At 73.3% G+C, this 17,601-nt stretch carries 14 protein-coding genes and 1 tRNA gene; 8 read left to right on the top strand and 7 right to left on the bottom strand.

Annotated elements, in window-relative coordinates:
- Nucleotides 1-99: 99 nt before the first annotated feature.
- Genes glp through ACZ6Y7_RS27155 form a run of 3 tightly spaced genes read right to left on the bottom strand, consistent with a single transcriptional unit; the run spans nt 100 to nt 3,400 of the window.
- Nucleotides 100-1,437 (bottom strand): molybdotransferase-like divisome protein Glp, encoded by a 1,338-nt coding sequence (gene glp / locus ACZ6Y7_RS27165; protein WP_465760552.1) that lies wholly within the window; start codon nt 1,435-1,437, stop codon nt 100-102.
- Nucleotides 1,438-1,468: 31 nt separating this feature from the next.
- A complete protein-coding gene (galU, locus tag ACZ6Y7_RS27160; protein WP_402222753.1) occupies nt 1,469-2,389 on the bottom strand; it encodes a UTP--glucose-1-phosphate uridylyltransferase GalU in 921 nt (306 codons plus the stop codon).
- 51 nt (nt 2,390-2,440) lie between these two features.
- Nucleotides 2,441-3,400: a GGDEF domain-containing protein gene (locus ACZ6Y7_RS27155; protein ID WP_465760551.1), complete on the bottom strand. Its 960-nt coding sequence runs from the start codon at nt 3,398-3,400 to the stop codon at nt 2,441-2,443.
- A gap of 62 nt (nt 3,401-3,462) precedes the next feature.
- Between ACZ6Y7_RS27155 and ACZ6Y7_RS27150 the strand changes: the two genes are divergently transcribed.
- Nucleotides 3,463-4,047, top strand: a complete 585-nt coding sequence (locus ACZ6Y7_RS27150; protein ID WP_465760550.1) for a 5-formyltetrahydrofolate cyclo-ligase — start codon at nt 3,463-3,465, stop codon at nt 4,045-4,047.
- A 78-nt stretch (nt 4,048-4,125) separates the two neighbouring features.
- Here ACZ6Y7_RS27150 and ACZ6Y7_RS27145 read toward each other — a convergent pair whose 3' ends face one another.
- Nucleotides 4,126-6,843 (bottom strand): penicillin acylase family protein, encoded by a 2,718-nt coding sequence (locus tag ACZ6Y7_RS27145; protein WP_465760549.1) that lies wholly within the window; start codon nt 6,841-6,843, stop codon nt 4,126-4,128.
- A gap of 242 nt (nt 6,844-7,085) precedes the next feature.
- On the opposite strand from ACZ6Y7_RS27145, the gene ACZ6Y7_RS27140 reads away from it, so the two are divergent.
- The 4 genes from ACZ6Y7_RS27140 to mscL all read left to right on the top strand — a co-directional run bounded on the left by ACZ6Y7_RS27140 (nt 7,086) and on the right by mscL (nt 11,912).
- A complete protein-coding gene (locus tag ACZ6Y7_RS27140; RefSeq protein WP_465760548.1) occupies nt 7,086-8,570 on the top strand; it encodes a potassium/proton antiporter in 1,485 nt (494 codons plus the stop codon).
- Between the two features lie 391 nt (nt 8,571-8,961).
- Complete coding sequence (locus tag ACZ6Y7_RS27135; protein WP_465760547.1) at nt 8,962-10,395, top strand: MFS transporter; 1,434 nt, start codon at nt 8,962-8,964, stop codon at nt 10,393-10,395.
- Nucleotides 10,396-10,542: 147 nt separating this feature from the next.
- The gene (locus ACZ6Y7_RS27130; protein ID WP_465760546.1) at nt 10,543-10,848 is read left to right on the top strand and encodes an FmdB family zinc ribbon protein; all 306 of its coding nucleotides are present in this window, start codon (nt 10,543-10,545) and stop codon (nt 10,846-10,848) included.
- 644 nt (nt 10,849-11,492) lie between these two features.
- Nucleotides 11,493-11,912: a large conductance mechanosensitive channel protein MscL gene (gene mscL, locus ACZ6Y7_RS27125; RefSeq protein WP_465760545.1), complete on the top strand. Its 420-nt coding sequence runs from the start codon at nt 11,493-11,495 to the stop codon at nt 11,910-11,912.
- A gap of 25 nt (nt 11,913-11,937) precedes the next feature.
- Here the strand turns inward: mscL and ACZ6Y7_RS27120 are convergent, their stop codons facing one another.
- Together ACZ6Y7_RS27120 and ACZ6Y7_RS27115 are read right to left on the bottom strand one after the other, a co-directional pair.
- Nucleotides 11,938-12,192, bottom strand: coding sequence for a hypothetical protein (locus tag ACZ6Y7_RS27120; protein WP_465760544.1), 255 nt, complete (start codon nt 12,190-12,192; stop codon nt 11,938-11,940).
- 132 nt (nt 12,193-12,324) lie between these two features.
- The gene (locus ACZ6Y7_RS27115; RefSeq protein WP_465760543.1) at nt 12,325-13,296 is read right to left on the bottom strand and encodes a sigma-70 family RNA polymerase sigma factor; all 972 of its coding nucleotides are present in this window, start codon (nt 13,294-13,296) and stop codon (nt 12,325-12,327) included.
- A 421-nt stretch (nt 13,297-13,717) separates the two neighbouring features.
- Between ACZ6Y7_RS27115 and ACZ6Y7_RS27110 the strand changes: the two genes are divergently transcribed.
- Together ACZ6Y7_RS27110 and ACZ6Y7_RS27105 are read left to right on the top strand one after the other, a co-directional pair.
- Complete coding sequence (locus ACZ6Y7_RS27110; protein WP_465760542.1) at nt 13,718-14,650, top strand: phosphatase PAP2 family protein; 933 nt, start codon at nt 13,718-13,720, stop codon at nt 14,648-14,650.
- A gap of 107 nt (nt 14,651-14,757) precedes the next feature.
- Nucleotides 14,758-15,639: a carbon-nitrogen hydrolase family protein gene (locus ACZ6Y7_RS27105; protein ID WP_465760541.1), complete on the top strand. Its 882-nt coding sequence runs from the start codon at nt 14,758-14,760 to the stop codon at nt 15,637-15,639.
- 143 nt (nt 15,640-15,782) lie between these two features.
- Here the strand turns inward: ACZ6Y7_RS27105 and ACZ6Y7_RS27100 are convergent.
- Nucleotides 15,783-15,855, bottom strand: a tRNA-Arg gene (locus tag ACZ6Y7_RS27100).
- Nucleotides 15,856-16,024: 169 nt separating this feature from the next.
- Between ACZ6Y7_RS27100 and ACZ6Y7_RS27095 the strand changes: the two genes are divergently transcribed.
- Nucleotides 16,025-17,560, top strand: a complete 1,536-nt coding sequence (locus ACZ6Y7_RS27095) for a glycosyltransferase family 39 protein (RefSeq protein ID WP_465760540.1) — start codon at nt 16,025-16,027, stop codon at nt 17,558-17,560.
- Nucleotides 17,561-17,601: the final 41 nt, after the last annotated feature.

The following is a 17,601-nucleotide window of genomic DNA, read 5'->3' as shown; positions in this document are numbered from 1 at the left end:
CTCCAGGGGCGCGCGGGTCGAAGTACCGCGCTACCGTACAGCCGCCACTCGCCCGCTCGCCTCCGGGGCGCTCTCGCCCCGGTGCCCGGGCTCCGGCGCTCAGGAGTCCAGCAGGACCACGTCCACCTCGCTGCCGGCGGGCAGGTCGGTGACGTCCTCCGGGACGACGATCAGGCAGTCGGCCCGGGCCAGTGCGCCGACCAGGTGCGACTCCGCGCCGCCGACCGGCCGGACCGTGCCGTCCGCCGCCGAGTGGCGGCCGCGGAGGAACTGCCGGCGGCCGGCCGGGGAGCGCAGGGCCTGCGGGCAGAGCGCGCGGACCACCGGGCGGTGCACGTCGGCGGCGCCGAGCATGGTGCGGATGACCGGGCGGACGAAGAGCTCGAAGGAGATGTAGGCGCTCACCGGGTTGCCGGGCAGGGCGAGCAGCGGCACTCCGGCCGCGCCGCCGATCCGGCCGAAGCCCTGCGGCTTGCCGGGCTGCATCCGCAGCTTGCGGAAGTCGACGCCGCCGTAGCTCTCGAAGACCTCCTTGACCACGTCGTACGCGCCGACGCTGACCCCGCCGCTGGTGACGATCAGGTCAGCCCGGCCGAGCTGGTCCTCCAGGACGGCGCGCAGCCGGTCCGCGTCGTCCGGGACGGCGCCGACCCGGAAGGCGATGGCGCCGGCCTCCTGGGCGGCGGCGGTGAGGGTGAAGCTGTTGGAGTCGGCGATCCGGCCGGGCCCGACCGGTTCCCCGGGCTGGACCAGCTCGCTGCCGGTGGAGAGCACCACGACCCGCGGGCGCGGGCGGACCTTCACGGTGGCCCGGCCGATCGCCGCGAGCAGGCCGAGCTGGGTGGGGCCGAGCCGGGTGCCCGCCTCCAGGACCGTGGCGCCGGCCGCGACGTCGCTGCCGCGGCGGCGGATGTGCGCGCCGTCGGCGACCGGGCGCAGGACGCGGACCTCCTCGTCCGGGACGGGCGCGGTCATCGCGGCGGCGGCCACGCCGGTGCCGCTGCCGCCGTCGGTCCACTCGACCGGGGCCACGGCCTGGGCGCCGGGCGGGAGCGGGGCACCGGTCATGATCCGGGCGGCCTGGCCGGGGCCGACCTTGGGCAGGTCGTCCGCACCGGCCGCGATGTCGCCGACCACCGAGAGCACCGACGGGTAGGCGTCGGTGGCGCCCTCGGTGTCGGCGGTGCGGACCGCGTAGCCGTCCATCGAGCTGTTGTCGAAGGGCGGCAGGTCGCCGTCGGCGGTCACGTCCTCGTCGAGCCGGCAGCCCTGGGCGTCGAGCAGGCCGAGCTCGATCGCGGGCAGCGGGCCGACGGCGGCGAGCACGTCGGCGAGGTGCTCGTCCACCGTCCAGAGGCGGGGGGCCGCCGGTGCCGGGTCCGCTCCGTCGTCGCAGCAGGCTGCGGGCGTGGTGCTGTGCTCGGTGGACCCGGTCATCGGCGACTCGCTCTCTGTCGTGTCAGTCGTGTCAGTCCTGCATCTCGGAGCCGACGAACTCCCGCAGCCAGGAGCGGAACTCCGGGCCCAGGTCATCGCGCTCGGCGGCCAGACGGACGATAGCGCGCAGGTAGTCGGCGCGGTCGCCGGTGTCGTAGCGGCGGCCCTTGAAGAGCACGCCGTGCACCTGGCCGCCGTCGGCGGGCTCGCGGGTGGTGAGCTCGCGCAGGGCGTCGGTCAGCTGGATCTCGCCGCCGCGGCCGGGCGGGGTCTCCCGCAGCACGTCGAAGACCAGCGGGTCGAGGACGTAGCGGCCGATGACGGCGTAGTTCGAGGGGGCCTCGCCGGGCTCGGGCTTCTCGACCAGGTCGGTCACCTGGAAGACGTCCTCGCCGAAGCCGTTCGCCTTGACGGCGGCGCAGCCGTAGAGGTGGATCTGGGAGGGGTCGACCTCCATGAGGGCGACGACCGAGCCGCCGAGCTCCTGCTGCACCTCGATCATCCGGGAGAGCAGCGGGTCGCGCGGGTCGATCAGGTCGTCGCCGAGCAGGACGGCGAAGGGCTGGCCGGCCACGTGCTGCTCGGCGACCGAGACGGCGTGGCCGAGGCCCTTCGGGTCGCCCTGGCGGACGTAGTGCATGTTGGCCAGCTCGACGGACTCCCGGACCCGGGCCAGGCGCTGCTCGTCGCCCTTGCGCGCCAGCAGCTCCTCCAGCTCGTAGGCGCGGTCGAAGTGGTCCTCCAGCGCGCGCTTGTTACGGCCGGTGACCATCAGTATGTCGGACAGGCCGGCGGCGGAGGCCTCCTCGACGACGTACTGGATGGCCGGCTTGTCGACGACCGGGAGCATCTCCTTCGGGGTGGCCTTGGTCGCCGGGAGGAAGCGGGTGCCCAGTCCGGCCGCGGGTACCACGGCCTTGGTTACCGGAACTCGGGAGTTGGTCGTCGTCATGCGTTTACCTTACTCAGGCACGTTTTCGCCCGACCGAGCGCGTTCGGACGGCTAGGACAGCACGTCGCGGGGCACGGCCACAGAGGCTGGCGTATGGGATGGGACCGGCTGGGCGAGGGGGTCCCCGCCGGCACAGGGCGACAGACTACCCGGCTTTTCCGAACGGTCACGTTCGGCAGTCGGGCGGTGATCCCTACGGCGAGTGACCGGCTCGGGAAGCGCGTCGGCGGGCCGGTCGGCGGGCTGGTCGCCGGGTGGCTCGGCGGGCTGGTCGGCGGAGCGGCCGGCCGCGCGCGGCGAGATCCGCCAGCAGTCGCCGCCGGCCGCGCGGGCCTCGGCGAGCGCCGTGTCCGCGGCGCGCAGCAGGACGGCGGCGTGGGTGCCGTCCTCCGGCAGGACGGCGACGCCGGCCGCGGCGGTGAGGCCGTTGCCGTGCGCCGGCCGCGGCTCGCGCGTCCCGGAGGACCAGTCGAGCAGCAGGTGCCGGCGGACCGACCAGACCAGCCGCTCGGCGACCTGCGCGGCGCCCTCCGCGCCGGTGTCGGGCAGCACCACCAGGAACTCCTCGCCGCTGTAGCGGCCGAGGGTGTCGGACCGGCGGATCTCCATCGCCAGGCGCTGGGCGAGGTCGCGCAGTATCGCGCCCGCCCGGGCGCGGCCGTGTTCGGCGACGACCGTGTCGAAGCCGGCGATGGCCAGCATCAGCACGGCGAGCGGGCGGGGCCCCTCCCCGTGCTCGGTGTGCTCGGCCCGGCGGGCCCGTTCGATCTCCCGGTCCAGGGTGAGCTGCAGGTGGCGGTAGTTCCACACGCCGGTGAGCGGGTCGCAGGAGGCGGTGCGCTCCAGTTCGGCGCAGCGCTCCTCCAGTTCGGCGATCCGGGCGCCCTGCCGCTGCGCCTCGGCGGCCGCCTCGGCCCGCTCGCGCCGGGCCCGCAGGCCGAGCACGGTGGCGCCGGCCACCGCGGGGGCGCTCAGCGCGGCCAGGGCCTGGACCAGCAGCGGGGTGGACAATCGGGGCGCCCTTTCGCGTGGCAGGCTCTGCGCGTCGACGGTCTGGAGACGTGGAGGATCCGGTGCACAACGAGAAGAGCGACCTGAGGACACGGCTGTTGACGCGGCGGCGCGAACTGCCCGTCGGGGAGCGCGAGGACGCGGCGCTCGCGCTGGCCGGGCACGCCGGGGAGCTGGCCGGGCCGGGCGCCACGGTCGCCGCGTACGTCTCGGTGGGCGCCGAGCCCGGGACGCGGCCGCTGCTGGACGCGCTGCGGGAGCGCGGGGTGCGGGTGCTGCTGCCGGTGCTGCTGGCGGACAACGACCTGGACTGGGCCGAGTACGCGGGCCCCCGGGAGCTGGCGCCGGCCGGGCGGGGGCTGCTGGAGCCGGTCGGCCCGCGGCTGGGCCCGGAGGCGGTGACGGCGGCCTCGGTGGTGCTGCTGCCCGGCCTGGCGGTGGACCGTGCCGGGCTGCGGCTGGGCCGGGGCGGCGGCAGCTACGACCGGGTGCTGGCCCGGCTGGGGCGCGCGGGCGTCAGGCCGGTGCTGGCGGTGCTGCTGTACGAGCACGAGCTGCTGGAGCGGGTGCCCGCCGAGCCGCACGACCGGCCGGTGGACCTGGCGGTCACGCCCTCGGGGGTGCGGCGGCTGGGCCCGGAGGCGTGAACGGCGGCGGGGACGGAGGCGGAACGGCGGCGGCCCCGCTCCCTGGGGGAACGGGGCCGCCGGGTGTCCGTACGGGCGTCAGCCGGTGGTGAGCACCAGCTTGTGCTTGGTGGCCTTCTCGACCGCGTCAGGCCCGAAGGCCCAGGTGAGCAGCTTGCCCTTGAGCCAGAGGTCGGTCTGGTCGTTGTAGTTGTCGTGGAAGGCGTGGCCGGAGGCACCGCCGACGTTGATCCAGCGCGAGGAGTCCAGGTCGTTGAGGTCGACCACCATCCGCATCGACGGGATCCAGTCGACCTGGTAGCCGGCCGCCGCGTTCCAGCCGGCCGCGTCGACCGCCGCCGAGCCGCCGGAGAGGCGGTAGGGGCCGCGGTTGAGCAGCTTGTGGAGCACGCCGGAGGCGATCGAGGAGTCGTCGGTGCCGAGGGTCTGCTCCTTGAGCTCCAGCTTGTGCAGCCGGCCCCAGCTCCAGCTGGAGACGTCCTTGCTGAGCAGCGAGGTCAGCTCCTGCCGGGCGTTCTTCATCGCTTCCTTGAGCAGGTTGTCCAGGCCCTTCTGGACGTTGTGCTGGGAGTCGATGTACGTCCACCACGAGCTGTCGGGCTTCTCCAGCTGCTGGCGCACCACCTCGGTCCAGCGGTCGCCGCCGTCCGGCTGGGCCTTGCCCGGGTCCCGCGTGCCGCACTCGGTGACGATCTTGGTGGCGCTGTCCGGCTTGGTCGGGTCGTCCTGCTGGCGGACCAGCAGGCAGTTGTCCTTCGCCCGGAGGTCGGCCGGGAACTTCTGGCCGAAGGCGAGGGTGAGCAGCTGGCGCCAGACGCCGTTGTAGTAGGCGGCGGCGGCCGAGTCGGCGTCCTGGTGGTAGTTCCAGTCCTTCAGCAGGTCCTGGGCCTCGCGCACGTACGGGTCGTCGATCTGCTGCTTGAGCAGCAGCGGGACCAGCGTCTTGGCCATCACGTTGGTGTTGTCCAGCTGGAGGGTCTGCATGTCGTCCGGCGAGATCTTGCCGTTGTTCTTGAGCAGGCCCTCGATCTGGTCGGTGATCTCCTTGGCGCGGGTGCCGTACTCCCAGTCCTTGGTGAGGCTGTACTTGTAGCCCGCGTCCACCACGGCCTGGTTGGCCGTGACGATGTAGCCGGAGGAGGGGTTGAGGCTCCACGGCAGCGCGTTGAAGGGGATCGGGTCCTTCCACTGGTACGCGGAGTCCCAGCCCAGCGCGGGGTAGGTGCCGTCGCCCTTGCCGCGGACCGGGATGGTGCCGGGGGCCTGGTAGCCGATGTTCTTGGCGTCGGCGTAGATCAGGTTCTGCGCGGGGACGGTGAAGTCCTTGGCGGCGGCGCGGAAGTCGTCCCAGTTCTTGGCCTTGTCCAGCTCGAAGACGGCGTCCATGGTCTTGCCGGGGCTGAGCGCCGTCCACTGCAGGGCGACGCCGTAGCCGCTGGTGCCGCGGTCGGGGGCGGAGGGGCCGTTGGGGGCGTACTTGCCGACGTTCTGCTGCTCGCTGCTCTGGTCGGAGATCAGCGGGGCGCCGGTCTGGGTGGTGCGGACGGTGATGGTGCGGTCCTCCCCGCCGGCGACCTTGATGGTCTCCTTGCGGAGCTCGAACTTCACGTCCTTGCCGTCGACCTGGTAGGTGTCCGGGCCGGTGACCTTCTCCAGGAAGAGGTCGGTGACGTCGGCGCCGAGGTTGGTGAAGCCCCAGGCGATGTCCTTGTTGTGGCCGATGACCACGCCGGGCATGCCCGCGAAGGTGAAGCCGGAGACGTCGAACTGGCAGGCCGGGGAGGCCGTCCGGCAGTGCAGGCCCATCTGGTACCAGACCGAGGGCAGGCCGGGGCCGAGGTGCGGGTCGTTGGCCAGCAGCGGCTTGCCGGTGGTGGTGTGGGTGCCGGCGACGACCCAGGAGTTGGAGCCGATGCCCTGGCCGGGGCGGCCGAGCAGCTGCGGCATCCCGTCGATCCGGTCGGTGAGGCCCTGCAGCAGCGCCTTGGTGGTGGCCGCGCCCTGGGCGGTGGCGGTGCCGTTGCCGGCGCCCGGCTGCGCGGAGCCGTCGGCGGGGCGGTAGGTGTCGCCGTTGACCGTGCCGGTCTTCACGATGGTGCCGTTGCGGGCGTACGGGTAGTCCGGGTACAGCTCGGCGATCTTGTCCGTGCTGAAGTCCTGGGCCAGCAGCGAACGGTCGACCTCCTCCTGGAGGTTCCCGGAGAGGTTCCAGGCCATCGCCTTGAGCCAGGCCACCGAGTCGACCGGGGTCCACTGCTCGGGCGTGTAGCCGCTGTTGACGGCGCCGAGCAGGGCGTACTCCAGTGAGGCCTTCTCGCCGCCCGGGTGCTCGGAGAGCCAGGCGTTCACGCCGTCCGCGTAGGCCTGCAGGTACTTCTTGGTCTCCGGCGCCAGCTTGGTGTCGTACTCCTTCTGCGCCACCTGCCGCCAGCCCATGGTGCGGATGAAGGCGTCCGTGTCGACCTGGCCGTCGCCGAACATCTCGGAGAGCCGGCCGGCGGTGATGTGCCGTCGGACGTCCATCTCCCAGAAACGGTCCTGCGCCTGGACGTAGCCCTGGGCGCGGAACAGGTCCTCGGGGGTGTCGGCGTACAGCTGCGGGATGCCGTTGGCGTCCCGCTTGACGTCGACCGGCGCGCTCAGGCCCGCGACCTTGACGCTGCCGTCCACCTCCGGGAACGAGGCACGGACCGCGGTGACCCCGCGGTAGCCGCCGTAGCCGACGCCGGCCACCAGCAGCACGACCAGCACGATCACGAACAGACGGGCGCGCCGGAACTTCTTCGAGCGGGGCATCTGGGTCCTTGCGGTCCTGACTTCGGGGCGGGCGGGCGTGTTCAGGGCCTGCGGCCGTGACAGGGCACCACATTAGGCCGAGACGGCCGGGCACCGTGAACGGGGGACCAAGCTAAAGATATGGCAAAATGTTAGACTGAGTAACGATCCGCAAGGGGAGCATTGACGCCCTCTTAACGCTGGTCGACCTCACAGCACCACCAGACACCCCGCCCGCCCCTGCCTGCCCGAGGTGCCCCTGCGTGAACGTCTCCCATCTGAACCAGCTCCTCCTCGAAGCCTCCGTGATCCTCCTCTTCGCGGTGGTCGCCGTGCGGATCTCCACCCGGTCGGGGCTGCCCAGCCTGCTGATCTACCTGGGGATCGGCGTGGCGCTGGGCCAGAACGGGATCGGCTTCACCTTCAACAACGCCGAACTCACCCAGGTGATCGGCTACGCGGCGCTCGTGGTGATCCTGGCCGAGGGCGGCCTCAAGACCAGCTGGCGCGAGATCAAGCCGGTGATGCCGGCCGCCACCGTGCTCGCCACCGTCGGCGTCGCGGTCAGTGTGTTCGCCACCGCGGCCGGCGCGCACTGGCTGGTCGGCCTGGACTGGCGGACCTCGCTGCTGCTCGGCGCCATCGTCTCCTCGACCGACGCGGCGGCCGTCTTCTCGGTGCTGCGGATGGTCCCGCTGCCGCACCGGCTCACCGGCCTGCTGGAGGCCGAGTCCGGTTTCAACGACGCCCCCGTGGTCATCCTGGTCGTCGCCTTCGCCACCGCCGGGGAACTGGACCCCTGGTACGTGCTGATCGGCACCATCCTCGCCGAGCTGGCCATCGGCGCGGCGATCGGCTTCGCCGTCGGCAAGCTCGGCGCGTACGGGATCAAGCACGTCGCCCTGCCCTCCTCGGGCCTCTACCCGATCGCCGTGATGGCGCTCACCGTGCTCGCCTACGCCGGCGGCGCGCTGCTGCACGGCTCCGGCTTCCTCGCCGTCTACACCTGCGCGGTGATCCTCGGGAACTCCAAGCTGCCGCACGGGCCCGCCGTTCGCGGCTTCGCCGACGGACTGGCGTGGATCGGGCAGATCGGCATGTTCGTCCTGCTCGGCCTGCTCTGCACGCCGGCCACCATGGGCTCCTCGGTGGTGCCCGCCCTGGTCATCGGCGCGGTGCTGGTCTTCCTGGCCCGGCCGCTGTCCGTGGTGGTCTCGCTGACCCCCTTCAAGGTGCCGGCCGCCGAGCAGGCACTGCTCAGCTGGGCCGGGCTGCGCGGGGCGGTGCCCATCGTGCTCGCCACCATCCCGGTGGTGACCGGCGCGCACAAGGCCGAGGACGTGTTCAACATCGTCTTCATCCTGGTGGTCGTCTTCACCCTGCTCCAGGGGCCCACCCTGCCGTGGGTGGCCAAGCGGCTGCGGATCGGCGAGGGCGCGATGGGCCAGGACCTGGGCATCGAGTCCGCCCCGCTGGAGAAGCTGCACGGCCACCTGCTGTCGGTCGCACTCTCCCCCGCCTCCCGGATGTCCGGCGTGGAGATCGGCGAGCTGCGGCTGCCCAAGGGGGCGGCGGTCACCCTGGTCGTGCGCGAGGGCAACTCCTTCGTCCCGGACAAGACGACGGTGCTGCGCGGCGGGGACGAGCTGCTGGTGGTCACCACGGACGAGGTCAGCGAGGCGGCGGAGCGGCGGCTGCGGGCCGTGGACCGGGGCGGCAAGCTCGCCGGATGGCTCAACGGGCGCTGAGGCGGACCGGCGGAGGCCGGTGCGGTGTGGCGGGCCGGGGTCCGCTGAGCCGGGCCCCGGACCGGGTCCGGCGGGCCCGGGCGGACCGGGTCCGGCGGGCCGGGTCGGTGGGGCCACCGGGTCCGGAGGTGCCCCGGGGAAGGGCTGGACTGGCGGAATCTACGCGCGTAACTGTATGCTGGTTCGACCACGCCGTATAACCCGCTAGACCACCCCCAGCATCTGCCTGACGCAGAGTTGGCGCGACCGCTCGGCGGCCGCGGTCCGGCCCCCGGCAACCGCACCGGGCCGACCCGGTATCTACCCCGGTCGACGCGCGAGAGGACGACTCTCGGCGCGTCGGGGCCACCCCATGCCCTGCCGCGCTACCAGGCAGCAGGAAGGACCGACCGTGACGGCCCGCCGAACGGTCGACACCTCCGCGGACAGCACCGCGGACACCACCGCAGCCCAGGCCCCCACCCGCGTCGGGTACGGGGAGCTGCTGCGCACCCCCGGGGCCTGGACCTTCCTGGCGCCCGCCCTCGTCGCCCGACTGCCGTACGCGATGCTCAGCATGGGCATCCTGCTGCTCGTCACCCAGACCCACGGCTCGTACGGCACCGCCGGTACCGTCACCGCCGTCGCGGCCGTCGCCCAGGCCCTGATCGGGCCGCAGACCGGGCGGCTGGCCGACCGGTACGGGCAGCCCGCGGTGCTCGTCCCGACCGTCCTGGTGCACGGCGCCTCGGTCGCCGCGCTGATCGCGCTGGCGCTCGGCCACGCGCCGGCCTGGAGCCTGTTCCTGGCCGCCGTGCCGGCCGGTGCGAGCGTGCCGCAGATCGGCGCGATGGTCCGGGCCCGCTGGATCGCCCGGTTCACCGCCGACGGCCCGTCCGACGCCTCCGCGGCCCGGGTGAGCACCGCCTTCGCCTTCGAGTCCGTCACGGACGAGTTCACCTTCGTGATCGGCCCGATCCTGGCCTCCGGCATCGCCGCGCTCGCCAACCCGGCGACCGCCCTGATCGCCGAGGCCGCGCTGACCGTCGTCGGCGGCCTGGCCTTCGCCGCCCAGCGGCGCACCGCCCCCGCCCGGATCGTGCCGCAGCCCGGCGTCGAGCGCGTCTCCGCGATCTCCTCCCCCGGCGTCCGGCTGCTCGCCGGCTCCATCCTCGGGGTCGGCGCGGTCTTCGGCGGCATGCAGGTCTCGGTGAACGCCTTCGCCGACTCGGTCGGACAGCACGACGCGGGCGGCACCGTGTACGGCATCTTCGCGGGCGGCTCGATGCTGGCCGGCGTGCTGTACGGCGTGATCGCCTGGCGGCGGCCCGTCCAGCAGCGGATGCTGGCCAGCTTCGCGCTGCTGGTGCTGGGCTGCTCCACGCTGTGGGCGATGCCCAACCTGATCGCGCTCACCGTCGCCGGGCTGGTCTGCGGCCTGGCCATCGCGCCGACCCTGATCAGCGGCTACACCCTGGTCGAGACGCTGGTCGCGGACGGCGCCAAGACGGAGGCCTTCACCTGGCTGACCGGCGCCATCGGGCTGGGCCTGGCGGTCGGCTCGATGGTGGCGGGGAAGCTGATCGACGGGCACGGGCCGTCGGCCGGGTTCCTGGTGCCGGTGATCGGCGCCGGGCTGGGGCTGCTCGCGCTGTTCTCGCTGCGGCACCTGCTGGTGGCGCCGGCGGCGGGCGCGGGCACCGGGTCCGCCGCCGCGACGGGTTCGGCCGCGGGTTCGACGGCCGGGTCGGCGCAGGATCCGGCGGCCGGGTCGGCTGCCGGTTCGGCCGGCGGCTCCGGGGAGCGCACCGGCGCCGGACAGCTGGTGGGCGCGGCCAAGGGCTGAGCGGGAGCGGGCGGTGGTCGGCGGCCCGGACGCCGGGGCGGCGAGCGGGGCCGATCTCACACCGGAGTCGCTGGACTGATCCAGCGGAATGCCGCATCATTGACCATCGTTAGCACTCATCAGGCGAGAGTGCCAGGAGGAAGACAAGTGCCCACGTACCAGTACCAGTGCACCGAGTGCGGCAACGGCCTGGAGGCGGTGCAGAAGTTCACCGACGAGGCGCTGACCACGTGCCCCGACTGCCAGGGACGACTCCGCAAGGTCTTCTCCGCAGTGGGTGTCGTGTTCAAGGGTTCCGGCTTCTACCGGACCGACAGCCGCTCCTCCTCCAGCAGCTCGGTGAGCTCGGGCTCGTCGTCGACCCCGTCGACGTCGACCCCCGCGTCGTCCGCTTCGTCCACCTCGGGCAGCGGTTTCTCGGCGCCGGCCAGCCCGGCTCCGGCCGCGAGCTGAGACCGGCCGCCCCGCAGTCCTCGGAAAGGCCCGTCGCCCCCCGTTCTCACGCGGGGGCGGCGGGCCTTTCCGCGTTCCCCGCCGGCTCGGCTTCCCCGCCGACTCGGCTTCCGCAGGCTCGGCTCCCCGCTGGCTGGGCTTCCGCAGGCTCGGCTCCCGCTGGCTGGGCTTCCCGTCAGCTCGGCGAACCGGAGTCACCTGTGTGAGCGTACGAAGTCGTCCACAGGGGCGGGTTTTTCCACAGGCTGCGGAAAGGGGCTTTCCGCCGTCGGCCGGGGTGCGCATCGTGGGGGTCGTCAGCCGGTCCGCCCGGGCCGGCCACCCGACCTTCCGGAGGTGCGTCGATGACGACCGCGAGCTTCTCCGTCCCCCTGCCCGCACCCACCGTGCCGCCCCGGCAGGAGGTGCCGAGCTTCCCGCCGATCCGGCGCGGGTGCGGCGGTTGGCACCGATGGCGCAGCGCGGTGCGCAGGCGGGCCGGGGTGCCCGCGTTGGTGCTGCTGGCGGTGGCCGGCGCGCTCGCGCTCGGGCCCGCGCGGCTCGGCCAGCCGCCGGGCGGGGGCGCACTGGGCCGGACGGGTTGTCAATCCGGAGCTGCGGAAGATCACCCGTAACCCGGTGACGACTTCGTCGTTCGAGGCGGCATGAAGGGCTTCAAGGAATTCCTGCTGCGCGGAAATGTCATCGAACTCGCCGTCGCCGTCGTCATCGGCGCGGCATTCACCAACATCATCAACGCCTTCGTCAAAGGCGTGATCAATCCGATTGTCGGCGTCTTCGGAACGAAGGACCTGGGTTCCTACAGTTCCTGCCTCAAGGGCCCCTGCGAGGTCGGCCCGAACGGTGAGGTCACGTCCGGGATCCTCATCCTCTGGGGATCGGTGCTCAGTGCCGTCCTGCAGTTCCTGATCACCGCCGCCGTCGTCTACTTCGTTCTGATCGTGCCCATGAACCGGCTGGCCGCGCGCCGCAAGACCCTCGCCGAGCAGGCGGCGGAGGCCGAGGCCAAGGAGGTCCAACTACTGACCGAGATCCGCGACGCGCTCGTCGCGCCGCTGCGCTGACCCGCCGACCGGCCCCGTCCTTCCCTCAGCCGCCGTGGTGCGGCGGGCGCTGGCTCAGGTACCAGTCCAGCCCCCGCCCACCGCTCTCCCCCGCCCCGGAGCGCTCGTTCCAGCCGGCGTCGGTGTCGTCCCGGGACTGCTGGTCCAGCGGGTCCCGGAAGACCAGCCGGGCCTTGGCCGCGGGCGTCTGCTGCGGGGCCCGGCCCTGCTCCCGCTGGTCCTGGCCCTGGCCCTGCTCCTGCTCCTGCTCGCTCACCCTGTCCACTCCGTCGTTCGTCATGTCCGTCCGTCCCGTCCGTCCACGTCCGTCCCGTCCTGCTCGTTCCAGCCTAAGAGCCTGCCGGGCACGCCTCGGGCCCTGGTGCGGAGCGCTCCGCACCAGGGCCCGGGTGGAACTCGGCAGGCCTGCCGGTCAGGCGGCTTCGAAGCCCGCGTGGTCGGCGATCTTCTTCAGTTCGGCCAGCGCGTGCTTCTCGATCTGGCGGATCCGCTCGCGGGTGAGCCCGTGCTGCTTGCCCACCTCGGTGAGAGTGCGCTCGCGGCCGTCCTCCATCCCGTAGCGGGAGCGGATGATCGAGGCCGTGCGGTCGTCCAACCGTCCGATCAGGTCGTCCAGTTCCTCACGGCGGAGCATGACCATCACGGCGTCCTCGGGGGACGTCGCCCCGGTGTCCTCCACCAGGTCGCCGAACTGGGTCTCGCCCTCGTCGTCCACCGACATGTTGAGGCTGACCGGGTCGCGCGCCCAGTCCAGCACGTCCTTGATCCGGGCCTCGGTGGTGTCCAACTCGGCCGCGATCTCGGCCGGTTCGGCCTCGCGGCCCAGCTCCTTGGACTTCTCGCGCTGCACCCGCCGGATCCGCCCCAGCTCCTCCACCAGGTGCACGGGCAGCCGGATCGTCCGGGACTGGTCGGCGATGGAGCGGGTGATCGCCTGCCGGATCCACCACGTCGCGTAGGTGGAGAACTTGAAGCCCTTGGCGTAGTCGAACTTCTCGACGGCGCGCACCAGGCCCGCGTTGCCCTCCTGGATCAGGTCCAGCAGCGGGAGGCCGCTGCGCGGGTACCGGCGGGCGACAGCCACCACGAGCCGGAGGTTGGAGCGGATGAAGACGTCCTTGGCACGCTCGGCGTCGGCGGCTATCGCCTCCAGCTCCTCACGCGTGACACCGGCGGGGAGTTCGTCCTCGTCCAGCAGGTGCTGGGCGTACACCCCGGCCTCGATCCGCAGCGAGAGCTCGACCTCCTCGGCGGCATCGAGCAGGGGCGTCCTGGCGATCTCGTCGAGGTACATGCCGACCAGGTCACGGTCGGCCTCGAGGTTGGTCGGGCGGGCCGCGCGAGTCCGGTCGGCCCTGTCGCGAACGACGGCACGGGTGGCCATGCTTGCTCCCTTTGCTGGTGTTGCCGAGGTCTGCCTGCCTGCCCCCGAGGGCAAGGAGTGCGGGCCCGGGGGGCTCACACGTAACGATCCAACGAACAGATTCCGGACAACATTCCCAAGTCACTCTGATTCTTCCGCGCGATGCAGTATCCTGCCGTTTTTCACTCGACTTTGGACGCTCGGTGACCACCCGGGCACGTCCCGTGCCCTCGGCCGACCGCCCCCGGAGCGATTTCTTCACCCGGCCCTCACGCGCACGTCGCCTACCGGTTGAACCCGCGCCCGGCCGCACGCGTTCCCACGCACCCCCGCTGTCCGCCCGCGCCCACGCCCCCGCGCACGCAGGACCTCCGCACAAACGATGCCGAATCGCTATCACCCGGGGTCCTCATCGGCGCGGGACACTGGGAAGGTGTCAGCCATGCACCTGACCAACAGCACGAACTCCGTCACTGCGCGTAGTCGCAGACTCCTTCGGGACGCCGCGCTCGCGGTGGGCTGTGCCGCGCTGTTCGGCCTCCTGGCGGCTCTGGTGACGAGCCACTGGCACCCGCTGGAGCGCTTCGACCAGGAGTGGATCGGCGAACTGCACACCTACGCCCGGGAGCACCGGATCTGGACCGCAGCGGTGCAGACCCTCTCGGACATCGGCAGCACGATCACCATGCGTACGCTCCTCGGGCTCGCGGCCGTCTGGCTCTGGCTGATCGGCGCACGGGTGCTGGCCGGCTGGGTGGCCGCGCAGACCCTGGTCGGCTGGGGCGCCCTGTGGGCCCTGAAAGCGGCGTTCGACCGCGGCCGCCCCGCCTTCACCGACCCGGTCTCGCACGCCGGCGGCCCGGCCTTCCCGTCCGGCCACGCCATGGCCTCCGCGATCACCTGCGCCGTCCTGGTCGGCCTGGTCTGGTACCGGGTCCACCGCCGCGGCCGGACCGCCGCCTGCGCGGTGGCGGCGGCGACGGTGCTGACCATCGGCTGGACCAGGATCGCGCTCGGCGTGCACTGGCCCAGCGACGTCCTGGGCGGGTGGCTGGCCGCCGGGATCGTGCTGGGCACCGTCACGGCCGTGATCGAGCTCTGGCGCCCGGGCGCACTGGCCCGCGACGTACGGCGGGTCAACTGGCGCACCCGGCCCCGGGTCCAGCGGGTCATCGTGGCCCCCGGCCGGCCGCCCCGCGCCGCCGATCCGCTGGGCGACTCACCCGCGGACGATTCGCCCTTGGACGACCCACTGCTGGACGGCCCACTGCTGGACGACTCGCTGCTGGACGGCGACGCGGCGGCCCGGCACGGGGATCCGGACGGCGGCGTGCCGGAGGGCGCCGCCGACCGGCCCGACGAGACCGTGCGCTGAGACGGCGCGAAGACCGTCCACCGAGGCGGTCCGCCGAGGCCGTGCACCGGGGGCCCGTCCACTGAGGCCGCGTCAGCGGAGCGAGGCCGTCCGCTAGCGTGACGGCCATGTCCACCACCGCTGCTCCCACCTCCGCCACCGCCCCTGCCGAACACCCCGGGCAGCCGCTGCGGATCGCCACCGTCCAGACCCGGGCCGTGGCGGGCGACATATCCGCCAACGCCGCCCAGGCCGCCGAGCTGATCCGCGAGGCCGCCGACGCCGGAGCCCGGCTGGTGCTCTTCACCGAGAAGTTCCTCTCCGGGTACGAGCCCGAGCTGATCCGCAGCGATCCCCGCGAGTACGCCGTCCAGCCCGGCGACCCGCGCCTCGCGCCGATCGCCGAGGCCTGCCGCGCGACGGGGACCGTGGCCGTCGTCGGCGCCGCCGTGCGGGACGGTGCCGACCTGCGGATCTCCGCCCTCGTCCTCGGCCCGGACGGCGGCCTCGCCACCCGCTACGACAAGCAGTACCTGTTCAAGTCCGAACGCGAGCTCTACCGGCCCGGGACGGCCGGCTGCACCCTGGAGCTGGACGGCTGGCGGCTCGGCCTCGGCATCTGCTACGACTCCGGCTTCCCCGAGCACGCCCGCGCCGCCGCCCTCGACGGCTGCCACGCCTACCTGGTCGGCGCGCTGTTCAGCAAGGGCCACGGCCACCACGAGTCCCGCACCTGGTTCCCCGCCCGGGCGCTCGACAACACCGTCTACACGGTGCTGTCCAACCACATCGGCCGTACCGGCTCCTGGGACACCTGTGGCGGCAGCGCGGTCTGGGGCCCGGACGGCCGCCTGCTCGCCGAGGCGAGCGAGGACCGGCGCGAGGTCCTGCTGGTCGACCTCGACCCCGCCGTCCTGCGCACCACCCGCGAGAACGAGGCCCTGCTCGCCGACCTCGCCCTCGCCACCACCCGCCCCGCCGAGCCCCGCACCCTCGTCCGGCTCACCTGACCCGTGGCGGGCCCGGCCCGGACGCGGGCCGGAGGGGAGGCGTCCGGGCCGCGCCGCAGGCGGCCCGGGGGGGGCGCCTGGGCCGGAAAAGCGGCAGGCCCCCGCCCGGAGTGGGCGGAGGCCTGCGACCTGCGTGTTCGTCGTGCCCCAGACAGGAATCGAACCTGCGACACCGGCTTTAGGAGAGCCGTGCTCTATCCCCTGAGCTACTGAGGCGCGGCCCCGGGTGTGGCGAGGCCGCTCACAGCGTACCGGATCAGGGGTGGGAGGCGGCGTCGCAGGCCGGGGGCACGGGTGGCCGACGGGGTGTCAGGAGCGGTCAAGTAGCCTGCCGGGAGGAGCCCGATCCGCCCGGGCGCACCCCGCGAAGGAGACGAAGGACCAGATGAGACCTGCTGTGCGCCCGGTCGTCCGGCTGTCGGAGCAGGTCTGGTTGTGGCCCGCGCTGGTGATGCTGGCGGTGGGCGGGTACCGGTTGGGGACGCCGGATCTCTGGCGGGACGAGATCGCGACCTCGACGGTGGCCACCCGCTCGCTGGGCGACCTGCTGCGGCTGCTCCAGCACATCGACGCCAGCAACGGCGCGTACTACCTGCTGATGCACGGCTGGACCGCGGTCTTCGGTGACTCGGCGGTGGCGCTGCGGGCACCGTCCGTCCTGGCCATGGCGGGCGCGGCCGCCTTCGTGGCGCTCACCGCCCGGCGGCTGTTCGGCGGCCGGGCGGCGGCGATCGGCGCGGGGCTGCTGTTCGCGGTGCCGCCGCTGGTCTCCCGCTACGCCCAGGAGGCACGCTCGTACGCGCTGGTGACCCTCGCGATCGCGGCCGCCACGTTCTTCCTGCTGCGGGCACTGGAGCGGCCGACCTGGCGGCGCTGGGCGCCGTACTGCGCGGCCATGGCGCTGGCGGGCGCGGGGCACCTGATCTCGTTCAGCACGGTGGCCGGACAGGTCGCCGTGGTGGCGCTGCACCTGTGGCGCACCCGGGAGGCGGCGGACCGGCGGCTGCTGTGGCAGTACCCGCTGGCGGTCGCGGTCGCGGCGGTGCCGGTGGTGCCGATCATGCTGCTGGGCAGCCGCCAGTCGGACCGGCAGCTGGGCTGGATAATGACGCCCTCCCTCCGCGGCCTGGCCCGCTTCGGCGAGCAGCTGTTCGGCTCGGACCTGGTCTTCTACTCCTTCGTGCTGCTGGCGCTCCCCGCGCTGGCCCTGCCCGGCCGGCGGCTGCAGGCCTGGCAGCTGCTGCTGCTCGCCGAGCTGCCGGTGGTGAGCGTCTGGCTGGTGTCCCGGCTGGGCGGGACCTCGTACTTCGTCGACCGGTACCTGCTGTTCACGGTGCCCGCCTGGGCGGTGCTGGCCGGGGGCGGGGTCGGGGCGGCGTACGGCGCACTGGCGGCCCGCGTGCGGCGCCGCACCGCGCCCTGGCGGGCCGTCCTGGCGGCCGGGCTGCTGGCGGGCGCGCTGCTGGCCGTACCGGCTGTGGCGGCCCTGCCCGAGCAGCCCCCGGTGCGCTACGTGGGCTCGCACAGCCGCTCGGAGGAGCCGTACAAGGCGGCCGCCCGGACGATCGCCGCGGGCTACCGCGCCGGGGACGGGATGGCGGCTCCCCTGGGCAACCAGTCCTGGGCGATGGTGTGGCCCGGGGTCAGCTACTACCTGCCGTCGGACGTCCGCCCGTACCCGGTGTTCGTCGCCCGGAGTGCCGAGGACGCGGAGGACCTCTCGCCCACGCCGTGCCCGCAGCCCGAGGCCTGTCTGGGCACGGCGTCCCGGATCTGGCTGCTCGTCCTCGGCGACACCCCGGACCCGCTGGGCGCCGTGCCGACGGACCAGGCGCAGGCGCTCCGCTCCCGGTACGGCACCCCGGACCAGGTCACGCCGCTCGGCGGGTTCACGCTCGCGCTGCTCGACCCGGACACGTAGCCGCAGGAACGGGGCGGGAACGGGGAACGGAACGCGGAAGG

The sequence above is a fragment of the Kitasatospora sp. NPDC053308 genome (assembly GCF_055585785.1).
This window is presented reverse-complemented; position numbering and strand designations above follow the sequence as displayed.

Coding starts and splice junctions, on each gene's coding strand:
- glp (WP_465760552.1), bottom strand. CDS start 1,437: ATGACCGGGTCCACCGAGCACAGCACCACGCCCGCAGCCTGCTGCGAC.
- galU (WP_402222753.1), bottom strand. CDS start 2,389: ATGACGACGACCAACTCCCGAGTTCCGGTAACCAAGGCCGTGGTACCC.
- ACZ6Y7_RS27145 (WP_465760549.1), bottom strand. CDS start 6,843: ATGCCCCGCTCGAAGAAGTTCCGGCGCGCCCGTCTGTTCGTGATCGTG.
- mscL (WP_465760545.1), top strand. CDS start 11,493: ATGAAGGGCTTCAAGGAATTCCTGCTGCGCGGAAATGTCATCGAACTC.
- ACZ6Y7_RS27120 (WP_465760544.1), bottom strand. CDS start 12,192: ATGACGAACGACGGAGTGGACAGGGTGAGCGAGCAGGAGCAGGAGCAG.
- ACZ6Y7_RS27115 (WP_465760543.1), bottom strand. CDS start 13,296: ATGGCCACCCGTGCCGTCGTTCGCGACAGGGCCGACCGGACTCGCGCG.
- ACZ6Y7_RS27110 (WP_465760542.1), top strand. CDS start 13,718: ATGCACCTGACCAACAGCACGAACTCCGTCACTGCGCGTAGTCGCAGA.
- ACZ6Y7_RS27105 (WP_465760541.1), top strand. CDS start 14,758: ATGTCCACCACCGCTGCTCCCACCTCCGCCACCGCCCCTGCCGAACAC.
- ACZ6Y7_RS27095 (WP_465760540.1), top strand. CDS start 16,025: ATGAGACCTGCTGTGCGCCCGGTCGTCCGGCTGTCGGAGCAGGTCTGG.